This window comes from Xanthomonas bonasiae (genome assembly GCF_017163705.1).
GTDB lineage: Bacteria > Pseudomonadota > Gammaproteobacteria > Xanthomonadales > Xanthomonadaceae > Xanthomonas_A > Xanthomonas_A bonasiae.
This window is the reverse complement of record NZ_JAFIWB010000040.1, coordinates 13490-32088: the sequence shown is the minus strand read 5'-3', so window position 1 is coordinate 32088 and position 18599 is coordinate 13490. Positions and strand designations below refer to the sequence as shown.

Below are 18599 nucleotides of genomic sequence, written 5' to 3'. Positions count from 1 at the left end.
GAGGGGGGGACGGGCACACGGAAAACGACTGCCGTCGCGTGTCCGCAGCGGGCGCGCGACGTGAAACCAGAAAAATGAAGGACAGCAGATACCGGCGGGTCAGCGCCTCTTCAGTAATGTACGAACGCAGCGATAAAAGGGGCGTGAAACGGGTGGCTTGTCTACGCTGCGCCCGCCCGGTTACCGCATAGTGATTTCGCCGCAATACAGTGGGTTAGACCCGCACAGCCGATGAATCGTTTAGTTTCCTTTCCGGTGCCGTCATCCGCCACGCCGCTCGGCCTGAATGCGCAGGTTGCGCTGTCTTCATCGGGCCTGTGCTGCAATGCCGGCATGAACCCATCGGACCCAAGGATGCGACGCGAGCTGGACGGCTTCGTATTGGATGCCGTCCTCGCCGCGGCGCCGGACGGCGTGCTGCTGCCGCAGATCCGCATCTCGGACGCGAAGGGTGCGGTATTGAGCCGGCATGCGTTCGATGGCGTGTATTTCGGCGATGTTCGCGCCGGGGAGCACTTCGTCGCCGAACGTCTGGCGGCGATCCGTTCGGCGCAGTATGGGAAATTGGTGTTCGGCTGAGCCGCGGCGTGCTGTCCGCGGGCCTCGGGCGCAGGCCGTGCATCGGCCCTGCGTCAGTGCGCCGGCTGCAGGCGCTGCAGCGCCGCCAGCAAGCCGGCATGGCTGTAGGGTTTGGGCAGAAAGCCGGTATGCGTCGGCAGCGCCGCGGTGTCGGGATGTTTCATGCCGGAGGTGAGCAGGGCCGGAATCGTGACCGCACGCCGGCGCAGTTCGCGCACCATGGTCATGCCATCGCCGCCGGGCATCTGCACGTCGCTGAAGATCAGGTCCACATCGGGATCCTGTTCGAGCATGGCGAGCGCCTCGTGGGCGGTGCCGGCGGACAGGACCCGATAGCCGTCGGCATCGAGCATCATCCGAGCCAGTTCGCGAATCGTCTGGTCATCCTCAACCAAAAGAATGGTGGTGAGGGCGCAAGTGCCACGCATAATGCTGATACCGCCGCGTTTTCAATACTGGCAGCTTCACGATTCGGCGGTGAAGCGCTGGTGACGCTGCGGTGATGCCGATATGCTGAACCCACTCATCGCGAGACCCCGCTTGTCCACTCACGCCCGCTATCGACAGATCGTCGAACTCTCGCACGACTGCATCAAGGAGATCGGCCGCGACGGTGTCGTGCGATCGATCAACACGCGCGGCCTGCGCCTGCTCGGCGCGGCCGAGCCCAAGCACGTCGTCGGCCGCGCGTGGCAGGATCTGTGGCCGGAGGAGATGCGGCCGCTCGCGGAAGCGGCGTTCGCCGCCGCCTTGCGCAACGAGCAATACGAATTCTGGGCGCAGCGCGAAACCTTCGACGGCCGGCCACGCTGGTGGCACGTGCAGGCCAGCCCGCTGACCAACGTCGACGCCGAAGTGGAAAGCGTGCTGGTGATCAGCCGCGACGTCACCCAGCACCGCCAGATCGAGGAGGCCCTGCGCACCCTGGGCGACCTGCCGCAGACCGGCGCCGGCGTGCCGGTGCAGCGCGTCAGCGAGACGCTGGGGCAGCAGTTGCAGGCCGAGCACATCGAGCTGCGCGGGCAGCTGGACATCGCCCTGGCCGCGCAGCGCGTCGCCGAGCGGGCCATGACCCAGGCGCAGAAAGGCGAGGCGATCGGGCAGATGCTCGCCGGCATCGTCCACGACTTCAACAACATGTTGCAGACCGCGATGACCTCGGTGAGCATGGTCGCCGAGCATCCGCAGCGCCTGCAGCCGGACCAGCGCAAACTGCTCGGCATCGCCGGCGAGGCGCTGCAACACGGCGCGCGGATGACCCGGCGCCTGCTCGGCTTCGCCCGTGCGCACCCGGTCAAGCCGCAGTGGCTGGATCTGTGCGAGGTGGTCGCGCACATGCAGCCGCTGCTGGCGCAGGCGTTGGGCGGCGAGATGAAGTTGCAACTGACCAGCCTGGCCGGCGGCGCCACCACCTATGCCGACCGCAGCTCGGTCGAGCAGGCGGTGCTGAACCTGGCCTTGAACGCACGCGACGCCTGCCAATCCGGCGACGTGGTATCGATCCGCTGCGGCAACCTGCAGGTGCCGCCGGGTCAGGCTGCGGCGATGCGCCAGCCGGGCCGCTACGTGACCCTGTCGGTCAGCGACCAGGGCGAGGGCATGTCCGAGGACACCAAGTCGCGGCTGTTCGAGGCCTATTTCACCACCAAGCCCGAGGGCAAGGGCACCGGCCTGGGCCTGGCCCAGGTCTACGGCCTGGTGCGCCAGGCCGGCGGCTTCGTCGACGTGGACTCCGAACTGGGGCGCGGCACCACCATCACCCTGGCGTTCCCCTATGTCGCCGAAGCGCCGCCGGGCGAGGGCGGCGACAGCGCGGCATTGCCCTCGCCGGCCTGAGCCAGAGGCTTGGCGTGTCGGCAGCAGTTCGCTCCGCCTGACCGCTTGCGCGCGGTATAGCCGGCGCACCGCGCTGCTGGCGCGACGCGTGCAAACCGCGCCAGCAGCGGCGCCCGATGCATTCGGCCGCCTGCGGCAGCACCGAGTCGAACCCGGCACCGGCGTTGCCGCGCAACGATTGCGTCGGGCGTCGCGCGGTCCTTCAGCGCGGTCGCGCGCCGGCACGGCAGGCCTGGCGGCTGCGACGGTGAGGTAACGCGACCTTTGCACGAGGCGCTTGCTGGAGCGCGCATCTCTCCGCTGTCCTAGGCGAATCGCGGTTCCGATCCGCCGCGTTTCGAACCGCATGGCCTGCCCGCCGCACGCTTCTGCGCGTGCAACGAAACGCCGCTTGGCGCTGGCGAATGGCTGAACGGACCTGCTGGCGGCGGCGTGGCGCGCGCTCGGCCATCTTCGCGAAAGCTTACTATTTAGGGTTTACAGTGGCGGCCGTATTTTGCCCGCCCGACAGGAGAGAACGTGGGTACGAGTGGCAATGACAGCAGAACGGTGCCGATTACGGCGCCAGCGCGCGCGGTGGCGCGCCCGTGCGGAATTCCCAGGTCGCGTCGCTGCGCTGTCCGACGAGGCTGGCGGAACGCATGAGCATGGTCGCCCCCACACCGACCCTGCCCGATTCCGTTGTGCTCGATGCCGGCCATGCGGTGCTGCCGCCCGAGGCGCCGTTGCCGATGCCGGTGCAATCGCTGCGCCAGGGCAAACTGCGCAACACGCGCCTGCCCAGCACCCCGCCCGGCATGTTCTGGCGGCGGCTGTACGTGTTCGGCAGTACCGCGCTGATGACCGCCTACGCCAGCGTGCTGATCGGCAAGGTGCTGCTGATCGGCGGGGTCAGCGTGCTCGAAGCCTGCCTGATGGCGCTGTTCATTCCCCTGTTCGCATGGATCGCGTTTTCGTTCGTCAGTGCGCTGGCCGGATTCGTGACCCTGGTGTTCGGCGGCGGGCGCAAGCTCGGCATCGATCCGGACGCGCCGCTGCCGCTGGTGCGCAGCCGCACCGCCTTGCTGATGCCCACCTACAACGAGGATCCGCACCGGCTGATGGCCGGACTGCAGGCGATCTACGAATCGGTCGAGGCCACCGGCCAGATCGAGCACTTCGATTTCTTCATCCTCAGCGATACCACGCGCGCCGCGGTCGGTGCCGAGGAAGAGCAGGTCTACGCCGAACTGGTCGAACGCACCGGCGGCCAGGGCCGCATCTACTACCGGCGCCGTGCCGACAACGCCGAGCGCAAGGCCGGCAACATCGCCGACTGGGTGCGCCGTTTCGGCGGCGCCTATCCGCAGATGCTGATCCTGGACGCGGACAGCCTGATGACCGGCGAGACCATCGTGCGCCTGGTCGCGGGCATGGAAAACAATCCCGACGTGGGCCTGATCCAGACCCTGCCGGAAGTGGTCAACGGCAACAGCCTGTTCGCGCGCATGCAGCAGTTCGGCGGCCGCGTCTACGGCCCGGTGATCGCCTACGGCGTGGCCTGGTGGCACGGTTCGGAGAGCAACTACTGGGGCCACAACGCGGTGATGCGCACCCAGGCCTTCGCCGAACAGGCCGGCCTGCCGGCGTTGCCCGGGCGCAAGCCGTTCGGCGGCCACGTGCTCAGCCACGATTTCGTCGAGGCCGCGCTGATGCGCCGCGGCGGCTGGGCCACGCACATGGTGCCGTACCTGCAGGGCAGCTACGAGGAGGGCCCGCCGACGCTGACCGACCTGCTGGTGCGCGACCGCCGCTGGTGCCAGGGCAACCTGCAGCACTCCAAGGTGGTCTTCGCGCGCGGCCTGCACTGGATCAGCCGCATGCACATGATGATCGGCATCGGCCATTACTTCACCGCGCCGATGTGGGGCCTGCTGATGCTGATCGGCATCGCGATCCCGCTGCAGAGCAATGGCATCGACCTGGTCGCCACGGTGGTGTCGCCGTTCTCGCCGGCGCGCTACTGGCACCAGCAGGACTCGACCCGGGTGTTCTGGGTGTTCGCGGTGACCATGTTCGTGCTGCTGGCGCCGAAGGTGCTGGGCTACTTCGCGATGCTGCTGAAACCCGAGGAGCGGCGCGGCTGCGGCGGTGCGCTGCGCGCGCTGCTGAGCATGCTGCTGGAAACCGTGCTGGCGGCGCTGATGGCGCCGGTGGTGATGTACGTGCAGTCGCGCGGCGTGGCCGAGGTGCTGGCCGGCAAGGATTCGGGCTGGGACGCGCAGCAGCGCGACGACGGCCGCCTGTCGTGGCTGGCGTTGGCGCGCAGCTATGGCGGGCTCAGCGCGTTCGGGCTGCTGATGGGCGGGATGGCCTATGTGGTGTCGCCGTCGCTGGCGGCGTGGATGGCGCCGGTGGTGATCGGCATGGCGCTGGCGATTCCGGTGGTGGCGGTGAGTTCCTCGCGCGCGGCCGGGTTGTGGCTGCGCCAGCTGCGCATCCTGGCCATTCCCGAAGAGCAGAAACCGCCGGCGGTGCTGCTGCGCGCGGGCGAATTGCGCCGCGCCGCCGCCGCGCGCCGCGCCGCCGGCTGACCCGGCGGCAGACGCGGCAGGCATAATGCGCCCCATCTCGATGGGGACCGCACGCATGCTGGAAACAGTGGAACACGAAACCGCCGCTTCGCCGGCGTGGACCGTCCTGTGGCTGCACGGACTCGGCGCCGACGGCCACGACTTCGCGCCGCTTGTGCCGGAGCTGCTGCGGCCGGGCTGGCCGGCGTTGCGCTTCGTGTTTCCGCATGCGCCGGTGCGCGCGGTGACGATCAACAACGGCGTGCGCATGCGCGCCTGGTACGACATCGTCAGTCCCGATTTCTCCAATCGCGCCGACAGCGCCGGCGTTGCCGCATCGGTCGCGCAGGTCGAGGAACTGATCGCGCGCGAACACGCGCGCGGCGTGCCCGCCGAGCGCCTGCTGCTGGCCGGTTTCTCGCAGGGCGGGGCAATCACGCTGGCGACGGGGCTGCGCCGCGAACGGCCGCTGGCCGGGCTGATCGCGCTGTCCACCTACCTGCCGGAGGTGGCCGACGTGGCCCGCTGGCATGCGCCGGCGGCGCTGTCGCAGCCGCTGTTCATGGCCCACGGCCAGGGCGACCCGGTGATCCCGCAGCCCTATGCCGAGCAGACCGCGCAGGCGCTGCAGGCGCTGGGCATGCCGGTGCAGTGGCAGCGCTATCCGATGGCGCACCAGGTCTGCGCCGAAGAGATCGCCGATCTGCAGGACTGGATGAGCGCGCGCTTCGCCGCCGGCTGAGGCGCGGCGGCGGCGCCGTGCCGCGTGCGCCGGAGCCGAGGCCACAGTCGCTGCGGCGCGGATGACGGCCCGCCGGCAGCGGGGCTACTATGCGGCGAGACCGCGCTCCAGCCCACTGAGGTGACGTACGTGAAGGTGGTGATCGCCGACGACGAACCCCTGGCACGCGAGCGCTTGCGCGCGCTGTTGGCCGAGCATGCCGGCGTCGAGGTGGTGGCCGAGGCCGGCAATGGCCTGGAAACGCTGCGTGCCTGCGCCGAGCTGCGTCCGGATCTGGTGCTGCTGGACATCGCCATGCCCGGCGTCGACGGGTTGGAGACCGCGCGCCACCTGGCCAGCTTCGAGCCGCGCCCGGCGGTGGTGTTCTGCACCGCCTACGATGCGCACGCGCTGTCCGCGTTCGAGGCCGCGGCGATCGACTACCTGATGAAACCGGTGCGCGCCGAGCGGCTGGCGGCGGCGCTGGAGCGCGCGCGCACCTTCATGGCCGGTCGCGGCAGCGCCGCGGCGGTGTCGTCGGCGCAGCGCCGCAGCCATCTGTGCGCGCGCCTGCGCGGCAGCCTGCGGCTGATCCCGGTCGACGACATCCACTATCTGCAGGCCGAGGAAAAGTACGTGGTGGTGCATCACGCGCGCGGCGAGGACCTGATCGAGGAGTCGCTGAAGTCGCTGGAAGAGGAGTTCGCCGAGCGCTTCGTGCGCATCCACCGCAACTGCCTGGTCGCGCGCCACGAACTGGTCGAGCTGCGGCGCCTCGGCGAGGGCCAGATGCATGCGGTGCTGCGCCATGCCAAGCAGCCGCTGGAGGTGAGCCGGCGCTGCGTGGCGCAGCTGCGGCAGGAGATCCGGCATCTTTGAGGGGCCGGGATTGGGGATTGGGGATTCGGGATGAGTGGCCGTGCGGCGTTGGGATTTGGGGTGACCGGGCGTGCGCCTGTGGACGGGCGGCGATCGGCAGCGGCGGTGGGCCTTCGCGCCTGCGGCCCGTGGCGGCGCTTTCCGCGATAATGGGCGGATGAAGATCCTGCGCATCGCTACCCGCAAGAGTCCGCTCGCCCTGTGGCAGAGCGAACATGTCGCCGAACGCCTGCGCCAGGCGCACCCGCAGCTGGACGTGGTGCTGGTGCCGATGAGCACCCGTGGCGACGAAGTGCTGGACCGCTCGCTGGCGGCGATCGGCGGCAAAGGCCTGTTCCTGAAGGAGCTGGAGCTGGCGATGCTGCGCGGCGAGGCAGACTGCGCAGTGCATTCGCTGAAGGACGTGCCGATGGAGCTGGACCCGCCGTTCGCGCTGCCGGCGATCCTGACCCGCGCCGATCCGGCCGACGCGCTGATCTCCAATCTCTATGCGTCGCTGGAGGCGCTGCCGCTGGGCGCGCGGGTGGGCACCTCGTCGTTGCGCCGGCAGGCGCAGCTGCGCGCGCGGCGCCCGGACCTGCAGTTGCTGGACCTGCGCGGCAACGTCAACACGCGCCTGGCCAAGCTCGACAACGGCGGCTACGACGGCATCGTGCTGGCCTGCGCCGGCCTGCAGCGGCTGGGCCTGGAGGCACGCATCACCCAGCGCCTGCAGGCGCCGGACTGGCTGCCGGCGCCGGCGCAGGGCGCCATCGCGGTGGAATGCCGCGGCGACGACGCGGCCGCGCTGGGCCTGTTCGCCGCGCTCGACGATGCCGCCACCCGCAGCTGCGTGGAGGCCGAGCGGGCGATGAACCGCGCGCTGCACGGCAGTTGCCACGTACCGGTGGCCGCGTTCGCGCACTGGCAGGGCGAAGACCTGCTGTTGCAGGGCATGGTCGGCGGCGTCGCCGACGGGCGCCTGGTGCGTGCCGAGGCGCAGCGTCCGGCACACGAGCCCGAGGCACTGGGCCAGGCCGTCGCCGCGGCGCTGCTGGGCGCCGGCGCGCGCGAGCTGCTGGACGCCGCGCTGCCGGCTTGAGAGGCCGAGCGAGGCGCCCCGTTTGCAAGGCGGCCAACCCGTGGGAGCGGCTTCAGCCGCGGCCGGGCCTCACCAGGAACTTCCTGTCGCGGCTGAAGCCGCTCCTACAGGAAAGCGCCGTCAGCCGACAGGCCGGGATCGACCCCGACGGCTGGCCGACCATGCGCCGGCCCGATCGCCGCCGCACCTGCCGTCGCGACTCCCCAATCCCGAATCCCCAATCCCGGCCTCACTTGAACTTGTAGACCACGTTCATCGTAGCCAGCGTATCGGTCTTCTTCTTGTCGTCGCTGACATCGCTGTTGTGGCGCGCCTGCCAGCCGGCCTTCAGCGCCAGCCGCGAGTTCATGCTGACCGAGATGCCCAGGTCGTTCTGCGCGAAGGTGTTGTAGGAACCCGATTCGACCAGCAGGGTATTGGCCAGCTCGGTGTTGTCGGTCAGGCCGTACTTGAAGTCGACCAGGCCGCGGCCGATCAGCCCGGTCTCGGTGCGGTCCTCTTCCACGTCGTGGGCGCGGCGCACGCCGGGGCCGATCTGCACATCGAGGCTCCTGTGATCGCCGTCCATGATCCGCGTGCCGTAGCCGATGCCGATCGTGGCCAGGCGGTCGTAGGTGGCGAAATCGTCGCGCTCGTAGCGCAGCGAAGCGGTCAGCTGGCGGTGCTCGCCCAACTGCAGCGCGCTGCCGGCGCTGCCGGTGTAGCGGTTGGACGTGGTCTGGCGCACGCGCTCGGTGCTGCCGTCGTCGTTGGTGTTGGTGTATTCGGCGCTGGCGCGCAAGGCGAACAGGTCGATGCTGTGGATCCAGTCGCCATCCAGGTACTGGCCCTTGAGCCGGCCGTTGAAACTTTCGTTGGAGCTGTTGCCGCGCGAGGAGGAGAGTCCCAGTTCGCCGGAGCCGCTCCACGGTGAACTGCCTGGTTCCGCCGGCGGGGCGGGCACATCGGCGGCCAGGGCCGGGGAGGTGCACAGCAGCAACAAGGTGATGGCGGATACTACGGTGGCGCAGCGGGGCATGGCTTTACTCTCCGGTTGAGGACGCAGCCTTCGGCTAACGGAATGGAAACGATTTCATCATACCGGATCTACATGACGCCCCGGCCGCCGGCGGACCCCGGCTTCATCGCCGGTTCGGCCGCCTCGCCGCGGTTGGCGCGCGCGACCGGCCGCGGCGCGTTCTTCCGCCACGGACTTCAGACATAATCGGGGCCATGGACCGCTACGAACGCATCAACGCACTGCACCGGCTGCTCAAGTCCGCCCGCTATCCGGTGACGGTGGCGCGCCTGCAGGACGAACTGAGCTGCTCCCGCGCCACCGTCTATCGCGACCTGGCGTTCCTGCGCGATGCGCTGATGGCCCCGGTCGAGGGCGACGGCGAGGCCGGGTTCCGCTACGAGTCCGGCGAGAGCGACCGCTTCGAACTGCCCGGGCTATGGCTCAGTTCCGAGGAACTGCACGCCCTGCTGGCCTCGCAGCAGTTGCTGGCGCGGACCGGCGGCGGGGTGCTGTCCTCGGTGCTGGCGCCGCTGCAGCAGCGCATCGAGAGCCTGCTGGCGGCGCAGGCCGGGGCCACCCATTGGCCGGTGGAGCGGGTGCGGGTGATCCCGCACCGCGGGCGCAAGCTCGACGAGGCCAGTTTCCGCACCGTCGCCTCGGCGGTGCTGGAGCGCAAGCGGCTGTCGTTCGACTACCGCGCGCGCTCCACCGACGAATCGACCAAGCGCACGGTGTCGCCGCAGCGCATCACCCACTACCGCGACAACTGGTACCTGGACGCCTGGGACCACGGCCGCGATGCGGTGCGCAGCTTCGCGGTGGACCGCATCAACCATGCGCGGCTGCTCGACCAAGTGGCGCAGGACGTGGCCGACGAGGAACTGGACTCGCAGCTGGCGGCCAGCTACGGGATCTTCTCCGGCGCGCCCAAGGGCTGGGCGACGATCGTGTTCAGTCCCAAGGCCGCGCGCTGGGTCGCCGACGAGCACTGGCATTCCAAGCAGCAGGGGCGCTTCCTGGCCGACGGCCGCTACGAACTGAAGGTGCCGTACAGCGTCTCGCGCGAGTTGCTGATGGACGTGCTGCACTACGGGTCGGACGCGGAAATCGTCGAGCCGCGCTCGCTGCGCGAACAGGCCAAGTCGCTGCTGTCGCTGGCGCTGAGCAACTACAGCGACGACTGAGGCGTTGGTAGCGGGCGGGATGCTGCCGTTGTAGGAGCGGCTTCAGCCGCGACGGGCTTGCCGTTAGCTGATACCGCCTGTCGCGGCTGAAGCCGCTCCTACAGTGCATCCGGCGTCGGGTTGCCGCTGCTCAGGATGGCGCCGATGTTGGTCTCGATCCAGTCCACCAGCGCCTGCACATGCGTCGCCGCGTCTTCGCCCAGCGGGGTCAGCGCGTATTCCACATGCGGCGGGACTACCGGATAGGCGGTGCGTTGCACCAGGCCGTCCGCTTCCAGCGCCTGCAGGGTCTGCGACAGCATCTTCTCGCTGACCCCTTCGAGCTTGCGGCGCAGGTCGCCGAAACGATGCGTGCCCTTGCGCAGCGCCACCAGCACCAGCACGCCCCAGCGGCTGGTCACATGGCTGAGGACGGCGCGCGAGGGACAGTGCTGCGCGAACACCTGGCCGCGCGTGGGATCGGCGGCGGGGACGCGCGGCGCAGTGCAGGGGACGTCGGAAGGAACGCTGGCCAATCGGTGCACCTGTCTGGGGGACGGACCGACCCGATCATACGGGGGCCGGCTGGCGCTGCGCTGAGCGGCAGGCGATGGGGGGGCAACCTATTCGGGGATCGGCGACACGCCTCAGGGCTTGCTCGGCACTTCGAAACCGAGCTTGCCGACCTGGTCGCGGCGCTGCGCCACGCGCTTGAGCTTGTCCACCTTGATCCCGTAATCGTGGTCCAGCTTGCCGACCAGCTCGCGATACTGCTTGTAGTCCATGTCCGGCGTGCGCGAGAACACCCAGGCCAGGTCGCGGCCGGGATAGTCGATCAGCGCCCAGGAATAGTCCGGCGCCACCTCGAGGATGCGGTACTTGGTCGGGACCACGGCGAAGAACCAGGTGGTCCAGCGGCGGTCGCCGGTGCCCTCCTTGACCGTGGCGCGCGAGGTGACTTCCTTGACCGGCTCGTCGAACCCTTCGCGGTACTGGTAGCGCACGGCGATCTTGCCGTCTTCCTTGAGCGTGTACTCGTCGCTGCTGGCGACATGCCCGCGCTCGGCGAAATAGGGCACGTGCGCGATCACGTACCAGCGGCCCATGAAGCGCTGCAGGTCGATCGGCGGTTGCTGCGAGGGTTCTTGCTCCGGGGATTTCGCCCGTGCCGCCGGCAGGGGGACGGCCATGCCGAGCAGCAGCACGGAGGCGAACAGGGAAAGCAGGCGCATAGGGCAGGGATCCGGGGCTTGAAGAGACACGCTATCCAGTATCGGGCGAAAGTGATGTCAATAGTGGGTCGCAGCCGTTGAGATGGCCGCGCGGCAGGCTGTACGCCTCAGCCCTGCTCCGGAGTCGCCGCCATGCCGATCGCCCGTTCCTCCCGTCCCGCCCCCGCGCCGCACCCCGCGCTGCGCCGCCTGGTGCGGCAGGCGCTGCTCGCCGGCCTGGCCCTGGTGCTGGTGTGGCCGGCGGCGCGCGGCTACAGCGAATGGCTGGGCTGGCGGCCGCTGTGGCTGCTGGGCATGCCGCTGAGCGCGTGGTGGGCGCTGCACCGCTTCCCGCTGCCGCTGCGGCCGTTGCGGCGGGTCCTGGCGCGGATGCGGCCGCGGGTGCAGGCACGGCGCCGGCGTGCGCCGGCCTGGCGGGTCAGCCGCGCAGCCTGACCTTCGGCAGGGGAGGGCCGCGGCCCTGCATGCTACGGTTCCGGGCTGTTCTCCTGGACGTGACCCATGCCCTCTCTTGCCCATGCCTGCCTGCTCGCCGGACTGATCGTCTCCGGCACCGCCGCGGCGAAGGAAACCGCGATGCCCCAAGATCCCTATGCCTGGCTCGAAGACGTCACCGGTGCCAAGCCGCTGGACTGGGTCAAGGCGCAGAACGCCAAGACCGAGGCGCGGCTGACCGCGCAGCCGGGCTTCCAGGCGCGCGAGGCCGGCATCCGCGAGGTGCTGGACTCGGACGCGAAGATCCCGGCGGTGCAGAAGATCGGCCCGTACTACTACAACCTGTGGAAGGACCGCGAGCACGAGCGCGGCCTGTGGCGGCGCACCACCCTGGACGAATACCGCAAGCCCGAGCCGAAGTGGGAGACGGTGCTGGACCTGGATGCGCTGAACAAGGCCGAGGGCGAGAACTGGGTGTGGCATGGCGCCGAGTGCCTGCGCCCGGACTACCGCCGCTGCCTGATCGCGCTGTCGCGCGGCGGCGCCGATGCCGACGTCACCCGCGAGTTTGACTTGGGTTCCAAGCAATGGGTGAAGGACGGCTTCTTCCGGCCCGAGGCCAAGGGCGGCCTGGGCTGGATCGACGCCGATACCGTCTACCTCTACACCGATTTCGGCGCCGGCTCGCTGACCAGCTCCGGCTATCCGCGGGTGGTCAAGCAGTGGAAGCGCGGCACTCCGCTGCAGAGCGCGAGCCTGGTCTACGAAGGCAAGCCGGAAGACATGTACATCGCCGCGATGCACGACGACACGCCCGGCTATGAGCGCGATTTCGTCAGCCGTACGCTGGCCTTCTATAACGACGAGATGTATCTGCGCAATGCCGACGGCAGCCTGCGCAAGATCGACGTGCCCAACTCGGCCAGCAAGCGCGTGCACCGCGAATGGCTGACCCTGCAGTTGCGCGATCCGTGGACCGTGGACGGCACCACCTATCCCGCCGGTGCGCTGCTGGCCGCCAAGTTCGACGACTTCATGGCCGGCAAGCGTGCGTTCCGGGTGTTGTTCACGCCGACCGACAGCACCTCGCTGGAGGGGTTCGCGTGGACCAAGTCGACGCTGGTGCTGAACGTGCTGGACGACGTCAAGAGCCGGCTGTGGGTGCTGACCCCGGGCGACGGCGAGTGGGCGCGCGCGCCGTTCCCGGTCGGTGACCTGGCCTTCGGCAGCATCAGCGTCGATGCGGTCGATGCCGACGAGAACGACCAGGTGTGGCTGACCTCCACCGATTTCCTGACCCCGACCACGCTGATGCTGGCCGACGTGCAGCGCGGCCCGCAGAGCATCGAAACGCTGAAGGCGATGCCGAGCTTCTTTGATGCGTCCAAGGACGCGATCGAGCAGCACTTCGCCGTGTCCAAGGACGGCACCAAGGTGCCGTACTTCCTAGTCCGGCCGAAGCAGCTCAAGCTGGACGGCAGCCATCCGACCCTGCTGTACGCCTACGGCGGCTTCGAGATCTCGATGACCCCGTTCTACTCCGGCGGCCTCGGCCGCGCCTGGCTCGACCAGGGCGGCGTGTACGCGCTGGCCAATATCCGCGGCGGCGGCGAGTACGGCCCGCGCTGGCACCAGGCGGCGCTGAAGCAGAACCGGCACAAGGCCTACGAGGACATGGCCGCGGTGGCGCAGGACCTGGCCGCGCGCAAGATCACCTCGGCCAAGCACCTGGGCGTGCAGGGCGGCAGCAACGGCGGGCTGATGGCCGGCAACATGCTGGTGCAGTACCCGCAGTTGTTCGGCGCGGTGGTGGTGCAGGTGCCGCTGCTGGACATGAAGCGTTACAGCCACCTGCTGGCCGGCGCCTCGTGGATGGCCGAGTACGGCAATCCGGACACCGACGACTGGGCCTACATCCGGACCTTCTCGCCGTACCACCTGTTCGACCCGAAGAAGACCTACCCGCCGGTGATCTTCCTGACGTCGACCCGCGACGACCGGGTGCACCCGGGCCATGCGCGCAAGATGGCGGCGAAGATGATCGACGCCGGCAAGGACGTGAGCTACTACGAGAACACCGAAGGCGGCCATGGCGGCGCGGCCAACAATGCGCAGGCCGCGCATATGCAGGCGCTGGCGTACGGGTTCCTGTGGGAGCGGCTGGCCAAGTGACCGCTGCGGTCCGCTTCCGGGCCCGGAAGCGGACCTTCGTCTTGTCGTGGCACGAAGAGAAAGCACGATGCTGCTGAACCTGGCGCTGGCCCTCGTGGCCAGCCATTGCACGGTGGAACGTGCGCGCTATGCGTTGCGCGACGATCCTGCGCTCACCGCGCGCTTCGTCGCGGTGGAGTCCGGCCTGGCGTGGCCGGCGCATCTGGCATTGCGCCTGCAATCGGCGCGCAGCGGCCGGGCGTATTGGTTCCTCCCTGCCGATGGCGGCAGCGACGGACGCCAGATGCTGGCCTCGATCGCCGACCCGACCGTGCCGGCCTGGCAGGCGCCGGATCCCGACGGTGGTGCGCGTCCGCTCGGCGATGCCGAATACATCGGCACCGATGCCGATTACACCTTGCTGGATCGTGTGCCGCGGCGCGGCGACGCGGCGCCCGCGCATTTCCTGGTGCCGGAGCTGCGCGAACTGCTGTGGTACCGCACGCCGTCGGATCAGCGCGAAGGCAGCGCTCGGCAGTTCTTCGACCTGGTGGGATGCGGCGACTGAGCGTCGCGCGCGCGCGTCAGCGCGACCAGCGCTCCAGCCCGCGCGCGATGCGCGCCACCGCTTCCTGCAACCGCGGCAGGCTCTGCGTGTAGGCGACGCGCACGTGTTGGCGCGCGCGGTGGTGGCCGAAGTCCACGCCCGGGGTGAACGCCACGTGTTCGGTCTCCAGGAAATGCGCGCAGAACGCCTGTGCGTCGTCGGTGAAGGCGCTCACGTCCGCGTACAGGTAGAACGCGCCCTGCGGTTCCACTTCGATGCGGAAGCCTAGCGCGCGCAGCGCCGGCAGCAGGTAGTCGCGGCGCTGGCCGAATTCGGCGCGGCGCGCTTCCAGGATCTGCAGGGTTTCCGGCAGGAAACAGGCCAGCGCCGCATGCTGGGCGATGCTCGAGGCGCTGATGTACAGGTTCTGCGCCAGTTTCTCCAGCGACGGCACCGCCGCGCGCGGCGCCACCAGCCAGCCCAGGCGCCAGCCGGTCATGCCGAAGTACTTGGAGAAGCTGTTGAGCACGTAGGCGCTGTCGTCGACCTCAAGCACGCTGGGCGCGTCGATGCCGTAGCTGAGGCCGTGGTAGATCTCGTCGACCACCAGGTGGCCGCCGCGCGCCTGCAGCGCCTGCGCCAGCGCGGCCAGTTCGGCGCGGTCCAGCAGGGTGCCGGTCGGGTTGGCCGGCGAGGCGACCAGTGCGCCGACGCTGTCGGCGTTCCAGTGCGCGTCCAGCAAGGCCGGGGTCAACTGGTAGCGGCTGTCCGGACCGACCGGCACCAGCTGCGCCGCGCCTTCGACCAGGCGCAGGAAATGCCGGTTGCACGGATAGCCGGGGTCGGCCATCAGCCAGCGCTTGCCCGGATCCACCAGCAGCGCGCTGACCAGCAGCAGCGCGCCGGAACCGCCGGGGGTGATCATGATCCGCGCCGGGTCCAGGTCCACGTCGTGGCGTTGCCGGTAGAACCCGGCCAGCGCCTCGCGCAGCGCCGGCAACCCGCGCGCGGCGGTGTAGCGGGTGTGGCCGGCCGCGAGCGCGGCCTGGCCGGCGGCGACGATCGGCGCGGCGGTGGTGAAGTCCGGTTCGCCGATCTCCAGGTGGATCACGTCGTGGCCGGCGTGTTCCAGTTCGTTGGCGCGGGCCAGCAGCGCCATCACGTGGAACGGTTCGATGTCGCGGCTGCGTTGGCTGTAGGCGGGCAGCGCGTGCGGCGCGGTACGGGGTTCGGTCGGAAGCGGGTTCATGGCCCGATGATAGAGGAGCGCGGCGCACGAAATCGTTGCGCGCGCTTGCCAGGATGCGGCGTCTCGCGGAGACTCGGCCGGCACCGTGCGGCGCCGCGCCGCATGCCTGCCGTCTCCCGGCCCGGGCGGCGCGTCCTTGGTTGCGTTACTGCCGCCGGAGCCCCATTAGATGCATCACCGTTCCCTGCTAGCGAGCTTTCTGCTGCTCATGACCGCGCCCTTCGCTTCCGCCCTCGCCACCGACGCCACCCCGCCGCATCCGGCCAAGCAGCCGCATACGGTCGCCGCGCCGTTCGGCGCCACCCGCCAGGACGACTACTACTGGCTGCGCGACGACAAGCGCGAGAATCCGCAGATGCTGGCGTATCTCAATGCCGAGAACGCCTACGCCGACCAGGTGCTGAAGCCGCTCAAGCCGCTGGAAGACACGCTGTACAAGGAGATCGTCGGTCGCATCAAGCAGGACGACAGCAGCGTGCCGTACCGCGAGCGCGGCTACTGGTACTACACCCGCTTCGAGAGCGGCAAGGACTACCCGGTGCATGCGCGGCGCAAGGGCAGCATGGAGGCGGCGGAGGAAATCCTGCTCGACGTCAACGCGATGGCCGCGGACAAGGGCTATTTCAGCCTGGGCGATGCGGTGGTCAGCCAGGACAACCGTATCCTGGCCTGGACCGAGGACGACGTCGGCCGCCGCCAGTACGTGGTGCGCTTCAAGAACCTGGACACCGGCGAGATCTACGCCGACCGCGTGCCGGGCGTGTCGCCGGAGGTGGTCTGGGCCGACGACAACAAGACCTTGTTCTACGTCGAGAACGACCCGGAAACCCTGCTCACCGTGCGCGTCAAGAAGCATGTGCTGGGCACGCCGGCCGCGCAGGACGTCCTGGTCTACGAGGAGAAGGACGACAGTTTCTACATGGGCGTGGGCCGTACCCGCGACGACAAGTACATCGTCATCGGCGTGGAGAGCACGGTGTCCTCCGAGCAGCGCTACGCGCCGGCCGCCGACCCGCAGCGCTTCACCGTGCTGGCGCCGCGCGAGCGCGACGTCGAGTACAGCGCCGACCATTTCGACGGGCGCTGGGTGATCCGCACCAACTGGAAGGCCAAGAACTACGCGCTGATGACCGCGCCCGACGGCGCCACCAAGCGCTCGCAGTGGCAGGCCTGGCTGCCCTACGACGAGAAGGTGTTCATCGACGGCTTCGAGCTGTTCGACGGCTTCACCGCGATCGCCGAGCGTTCCGACGGCCTGGAGCGGATCCGTCTGCACTTCGCCGACGGCAAGGAGGACTACGTCAAGGCCGACGAGCCGGCGTATTCGATGGGCCTGTCGGTCAATCCCGAACCGGACACGCCGTGGCTGCGCTACAGCTACACCTCGCTGACCACGCCGGCCACCACCTACGAACTCAACACCCGCACCGGCGAGCGCAAGCTGCTCAAGCAGCAGCCGGTGATCGGCTACGACGCCGACAAGTACCAGACCGAGCGCGTGTGGGTGACCGCGCGCGACGGGGTCAAGGTGCCGGTGTCGCTGGTGTACCGGAAGGGCTTCAAGAAGGACGGCACCGCGGCGCTGTACCAGTACGCCTACGGCAGCTACGGCATGTCCACCGATCCCAACTTCAACCTGCCGGTGGTCAGCCTGCTCGACCGCGGCGTGGTCTACGCCATCGCGCACATCCGCGGCGGCCAGGAGATGGGCCGCGACTGGTACGACCAGGGCAAGCTGCTCAACAAGAAGAACACCTTCACCGACTTCATCGACGTCACCCGCGGCCTGGTCAAGCTGGGCTATGCGGCGCCGGACCGCGTCGCCGCGGCCGGCGGCAGCGCCGGCGGCCTGCTGATGGGCGCGGTGGCGAACATGGCGCCGCAGGATTACCGGGTGCTGGTGGCGCAGGTGCCGTTCGTCGACGTGGTCACCACCATGCTCGACCCGAGCATTCCGCTGACCACCAACGAATACGACGAGTGGGGCAATCCGGAGCAGAAGCAGTACTACGACTACATGCTCGGCTATTCGCCGTACGACAACGTCACCCGCCAGGCGTATCCGGCGCTGTTCGTCGGCACCGGCCTGTGGGATTCGCAGGTGCAGTACTGGGAGCCGGCGAAGTGGGTGGCCAAGTTGCGTGACGACAACACCGGCACCCGCCCGATCGTGTTCCGGGTCAACATGGAAGCCGGCCACGGCGGCAAGTCCGGGCGCTTCCGCCGCTATCGCGAGCAGGCCGAGTCGTACGCGTTCATGCTCGACCAGCTGGGTGTGGAGCAGGCGGCGAAGTAGCGCCGGCTGGTCTGGCATCCTGTCGCGGCTGAAGCCGCTCCTACAGTGCACCCGGCCGGTGCGCCGCCAGCGTTCTTTAGGACCGGCTTCAGCCACGACGGTTCCCAAGGTCAGCCAGGCTTCCGGCTTGGCTCGTCTCGACTGAAGTCGCTCCCACAGTTGAAGTCGCTCCCACAGTGGCGTGCGCTCGGCTGGCTGGGTGCACTGTAGGAGCGGCTTCAGCCGCGACCACGAGGTTCCGGAGCCGGCCCGGTTTCCGGCTTCGTTCGTCGCGACTGACGTCGCTCCTGCAAGAGACAGCTGCGGCGAGTGCCGGTGGGTGCACCGTGGGAGGGACTTCAGTCCCAACGGCATCCAGCTTCGGCCAGCGCGCTGCGTCGTTCCGGGCGCACGAAGCGACGGCGCCCGGCACCGCAAGGTCCGCGTCGCCATCCGGCCGCGGCTTTATCATGCGCCGATGGAACCCCCTTCCCGTTTCCGCTGGGCCTGGTGGCTGCTGGCCTACGTCAGCCTGGCGACGGGCATCGTCGGCATCTTCGTGCCGGGCTTGCCGACCACGGTGTTCGTGCTGATCTCGGCCTATGCCGCCTCGCGCGGCTCCGAGCGCCTGCGCCGGCGGTTGCTGGAGGATCCGCGTTTCGGCGCCAGCATCCGCGACTGGGAAGCGCACGGTGCGGTCAGCCGCCGCGGCAAGTGGATGGCCACGCTGACCATGGCGGTGTGTGCGCTGGTGCTGCTGCTGTTCGTGCACAAGCCATGGGTGCAGGTGGTGGCGATCGGCTGCATGAGCTGCGTGGCGCTGTGGCTGTGGCTGCGCCCGGAGCCGCCGCCGCGCGATTGAAGCGGGAGCGCGCGTCTGCATCGACCCAGGCGTGGCT

Annotated in this window: 17 protein-coding genes; 12 read left to right on the top strand and 5 right to left on the bottom strand. The window is 69.3% G+C overall.

From position 1 onward, the window contains the following. The first annotated feature begins 231 nt into the window (after window positions 1-231). Window positions 232-579: a hypothetical protein gene (locus tag JR064_RS23170; RefSeq protein WP_241093225.1), complete on the top strand. Its 348-nt coding sequence runs from the start codon at window positions 232-234 to the stop codon at window positions 577-579. Between the two features lie 53 nt (window positions 580-632). Here the strand turns inward: JR064_RS23170 and JR064_RS21790 are convergent, their stop codons facing one another. After that, the gene (locus tag JR064_RS21790; RefSeq protein ID WP_179567453.1) at window positions 633-1007 is read right to left on the bottom strand and encodes a response regulator; all 375 of its coding nucleotides are present in this window, start codon (window positions 1005-1007) and stop codon (window positions 633-635) included. Window positions 1008-1119: 112 nt separating this feature from the next. Between JR064_RS21790 and JR064_RS21785 the strand changes: the two genes are divergently transcribed. From JR064_RS21785 to hemC, 5 genes are all read left to right on the top strand, one after another. Further along, complete coding sequence (locus tag JR064_RS21785; protein ID WP_179567451.1) at window positions 1120-2415, top strand: two-component system sensor histidine kinase NtrB; 1296 nt, start codon at window positions 1120-1122, stop codon at window positions 2413-2415. Window positions 2416-3056: 641 nt separating this feature from the next. After that, the gene (mdoH, locus tag JR064_RS21780; RefSeq protein WP_206231111.1) at window positions 3057-4988 is read left to right on the top strand and encodes a glucans biosynthesis glucosyltransferase MdoH; all 1932 of its coding nucleotides are present in this window, start codon (window positions 3057-3059) and stop codon (window positions 4986-4988) included. 55 nt (window positions 4989-5043) lie between these two features. After that, entirely contained in the window at window positions 5044-5709 is a 666-nt protein-coding gene (locus JR064_RS21775) for an alpha/beta hydrolase (protein ID WP_179568052.1), read from the top strand. A gap of 129 nt (window positions 5710-5838) precedes the next feature. Then, window positions 5839-6567: a response regulator gene (locus tag JR064_RS21770; protein ID WP_179568050.1), complete on the top strand. Its 729-nt coding sequence runs from the start codon at window positions 5839-5841 to the stop codon at window positions 6565-6567. A gap of 157 nt (window positions 6568-6724) precedes the next feature. Continuing rightward, window positions 6725-7648, top strand: a complete 924-nt coding sequence (hemC, locus tag JR064_RS21765; protein ID WP_179567445.1) for a hydroxymethylbilane synthase — start codon at window positions 6725-6727, stop codon at window positions 7646-7648. A 229-nt stretch (window positions 7649-7877) separates the two neighbouring features. Here the strand turns inward: hemC and JR064_RS21760 are convergent, their stop codons facing one another. Beyond that, a complete protein-coding gene (locus JR064_RS21760; RefSeq protein ID WP_179567443.1) occupies window positions 7878-8666 on the bottom strand; it encodes a DUF481 domain-containing protein in 789 nt (262 codons plus the stop codon). 194 nt (window positions 8667-8860) lie between these two features. Between JR064_RS21760 and JR064_RS21755 the strand changes: the two genes are divergently transcribed. Further along, entirely contained in the window at window positions 8861-9832 is a 972-nt protein-coding gene (locus JR064_RS21755; protein ID WP_179567441.1) for a helix-turn-helix transcriptional regulator, read from the top strand. Window positions 9833-9930: 98 nt separating this feature from the next. Here JR064_RS21755 and JR064_RS21750 read toward each other — a convergent pair whose 3' ends face one another. Further along, window positions 9931-10356 (bottom strand): winged helix-turn-helix transcriptional regulator, encoded by a 426-nt coding sequence (locus JR064_RS21750; protein WP_425510324.1) that lies wholly within the window; start codon window positions 10354-10356, stop codon window positions 9931-9933. Between the two features lie 102 nt (window positions 10357-10458). Then, the gene (locus JR064_RS21745; protein ID WP_206231109.1) at window positions 10459-11043 is read right to left on the bottom strand and encodes a lipocalin family protein; all 585 of its coding nucleotides are present in this window, start codon (window positions 11041-11043) and stop codon (window positions 10459-10461) included. A 132-nt stretch (window positions 11044-11175) separates the two neighbouring features. On the opposite strand from JR064_RS21745, the gene JR064_RS21740 reads away from it, so the two are divergent. The 3 genes from JR064_RS21740 (at window position 11176) to JR064_RS21730 (ending at window position 14197) form a co-directional block, all read left to right on the top strand. Then, complete coding sequence (locus tag JR064_RS21740) at window positions 11176-11478, top strand: hypothetical protein (RefSeq protein WP_179567435.1); 303 nt, start codon at window positions 11176-11178, stop codon at window positions 11476-11478. Window positions 11479-11544: 66 nt separating this feature from the next. Next, a complete protein-coding gene (locus tag JR064_RS21735; RefSeq protein WP_206231108.1) occupies window positions 11545-13650 on the top strand; it encodes a prolyl oligopeptidase family serine peptidase in 2106 nt (701 codons plus the stop codon). A 67-nt stretch (window positions 13651-13717) separates the two neighbouring features. Next, window positions 13718-14197, top strand: a complete 480-nt coding sequence (locus JR064_RS21730) for a hypothetical protein (protein ID WP_241093223.1) — start codon at window positions 13718-13720, stop codon at window positions 14195-14197. Window positions 14198-14213: 16 nt separating this feature from the next. Here the strand turns inward: JR064_RS21730 and JR064_RS21725 are convergent, their stop codons facing one another. Beyond that, window positions 14214-15425, bottom strand: coding sequence for a pyridoxal phosphate-dependent aminotransferase (locus JR064_RS21725; protein ID WP_206231107.1), 1212 nt, complete (start codon window positions 15423-15425; stop codon window positions 14214-14216). A gap of 208 nt (window positions 15426-15633) precedes the next feature. On the opposite strand from JR064_RS21725, the gene JR064_RS21720 reads away from it, so the two are divergent. Both JR064_RS21720 and JR064_RS21715 read left to right on the top strand, forming a co-directional pair. Then, the gene (locus tag JR064_RS21720; RefSeq protein ID WP_206231114.1) at window positions 15634-17721 is read left to right on the top strand and encodes a S9 family peptidase; all 2088 of its coding nucleotides are present in this window, start codon (window positions 15634-15636) and stop codon (window positions 17719-17721) included. Between the two features lie 457 nt (window positions 17722-18178). Beyond that, complete coding sequence (locus tag JR064_RS21715) at window positions 18179-18562, top strand: YbaN family protein (RefSeq protein ID WP_003477882.1); 384 nt, start codon at window positions 18179-18181, stop codon at window positions 18560-18562. Window positions 18563-18599 lie beyond the last annotated feature (37 nt).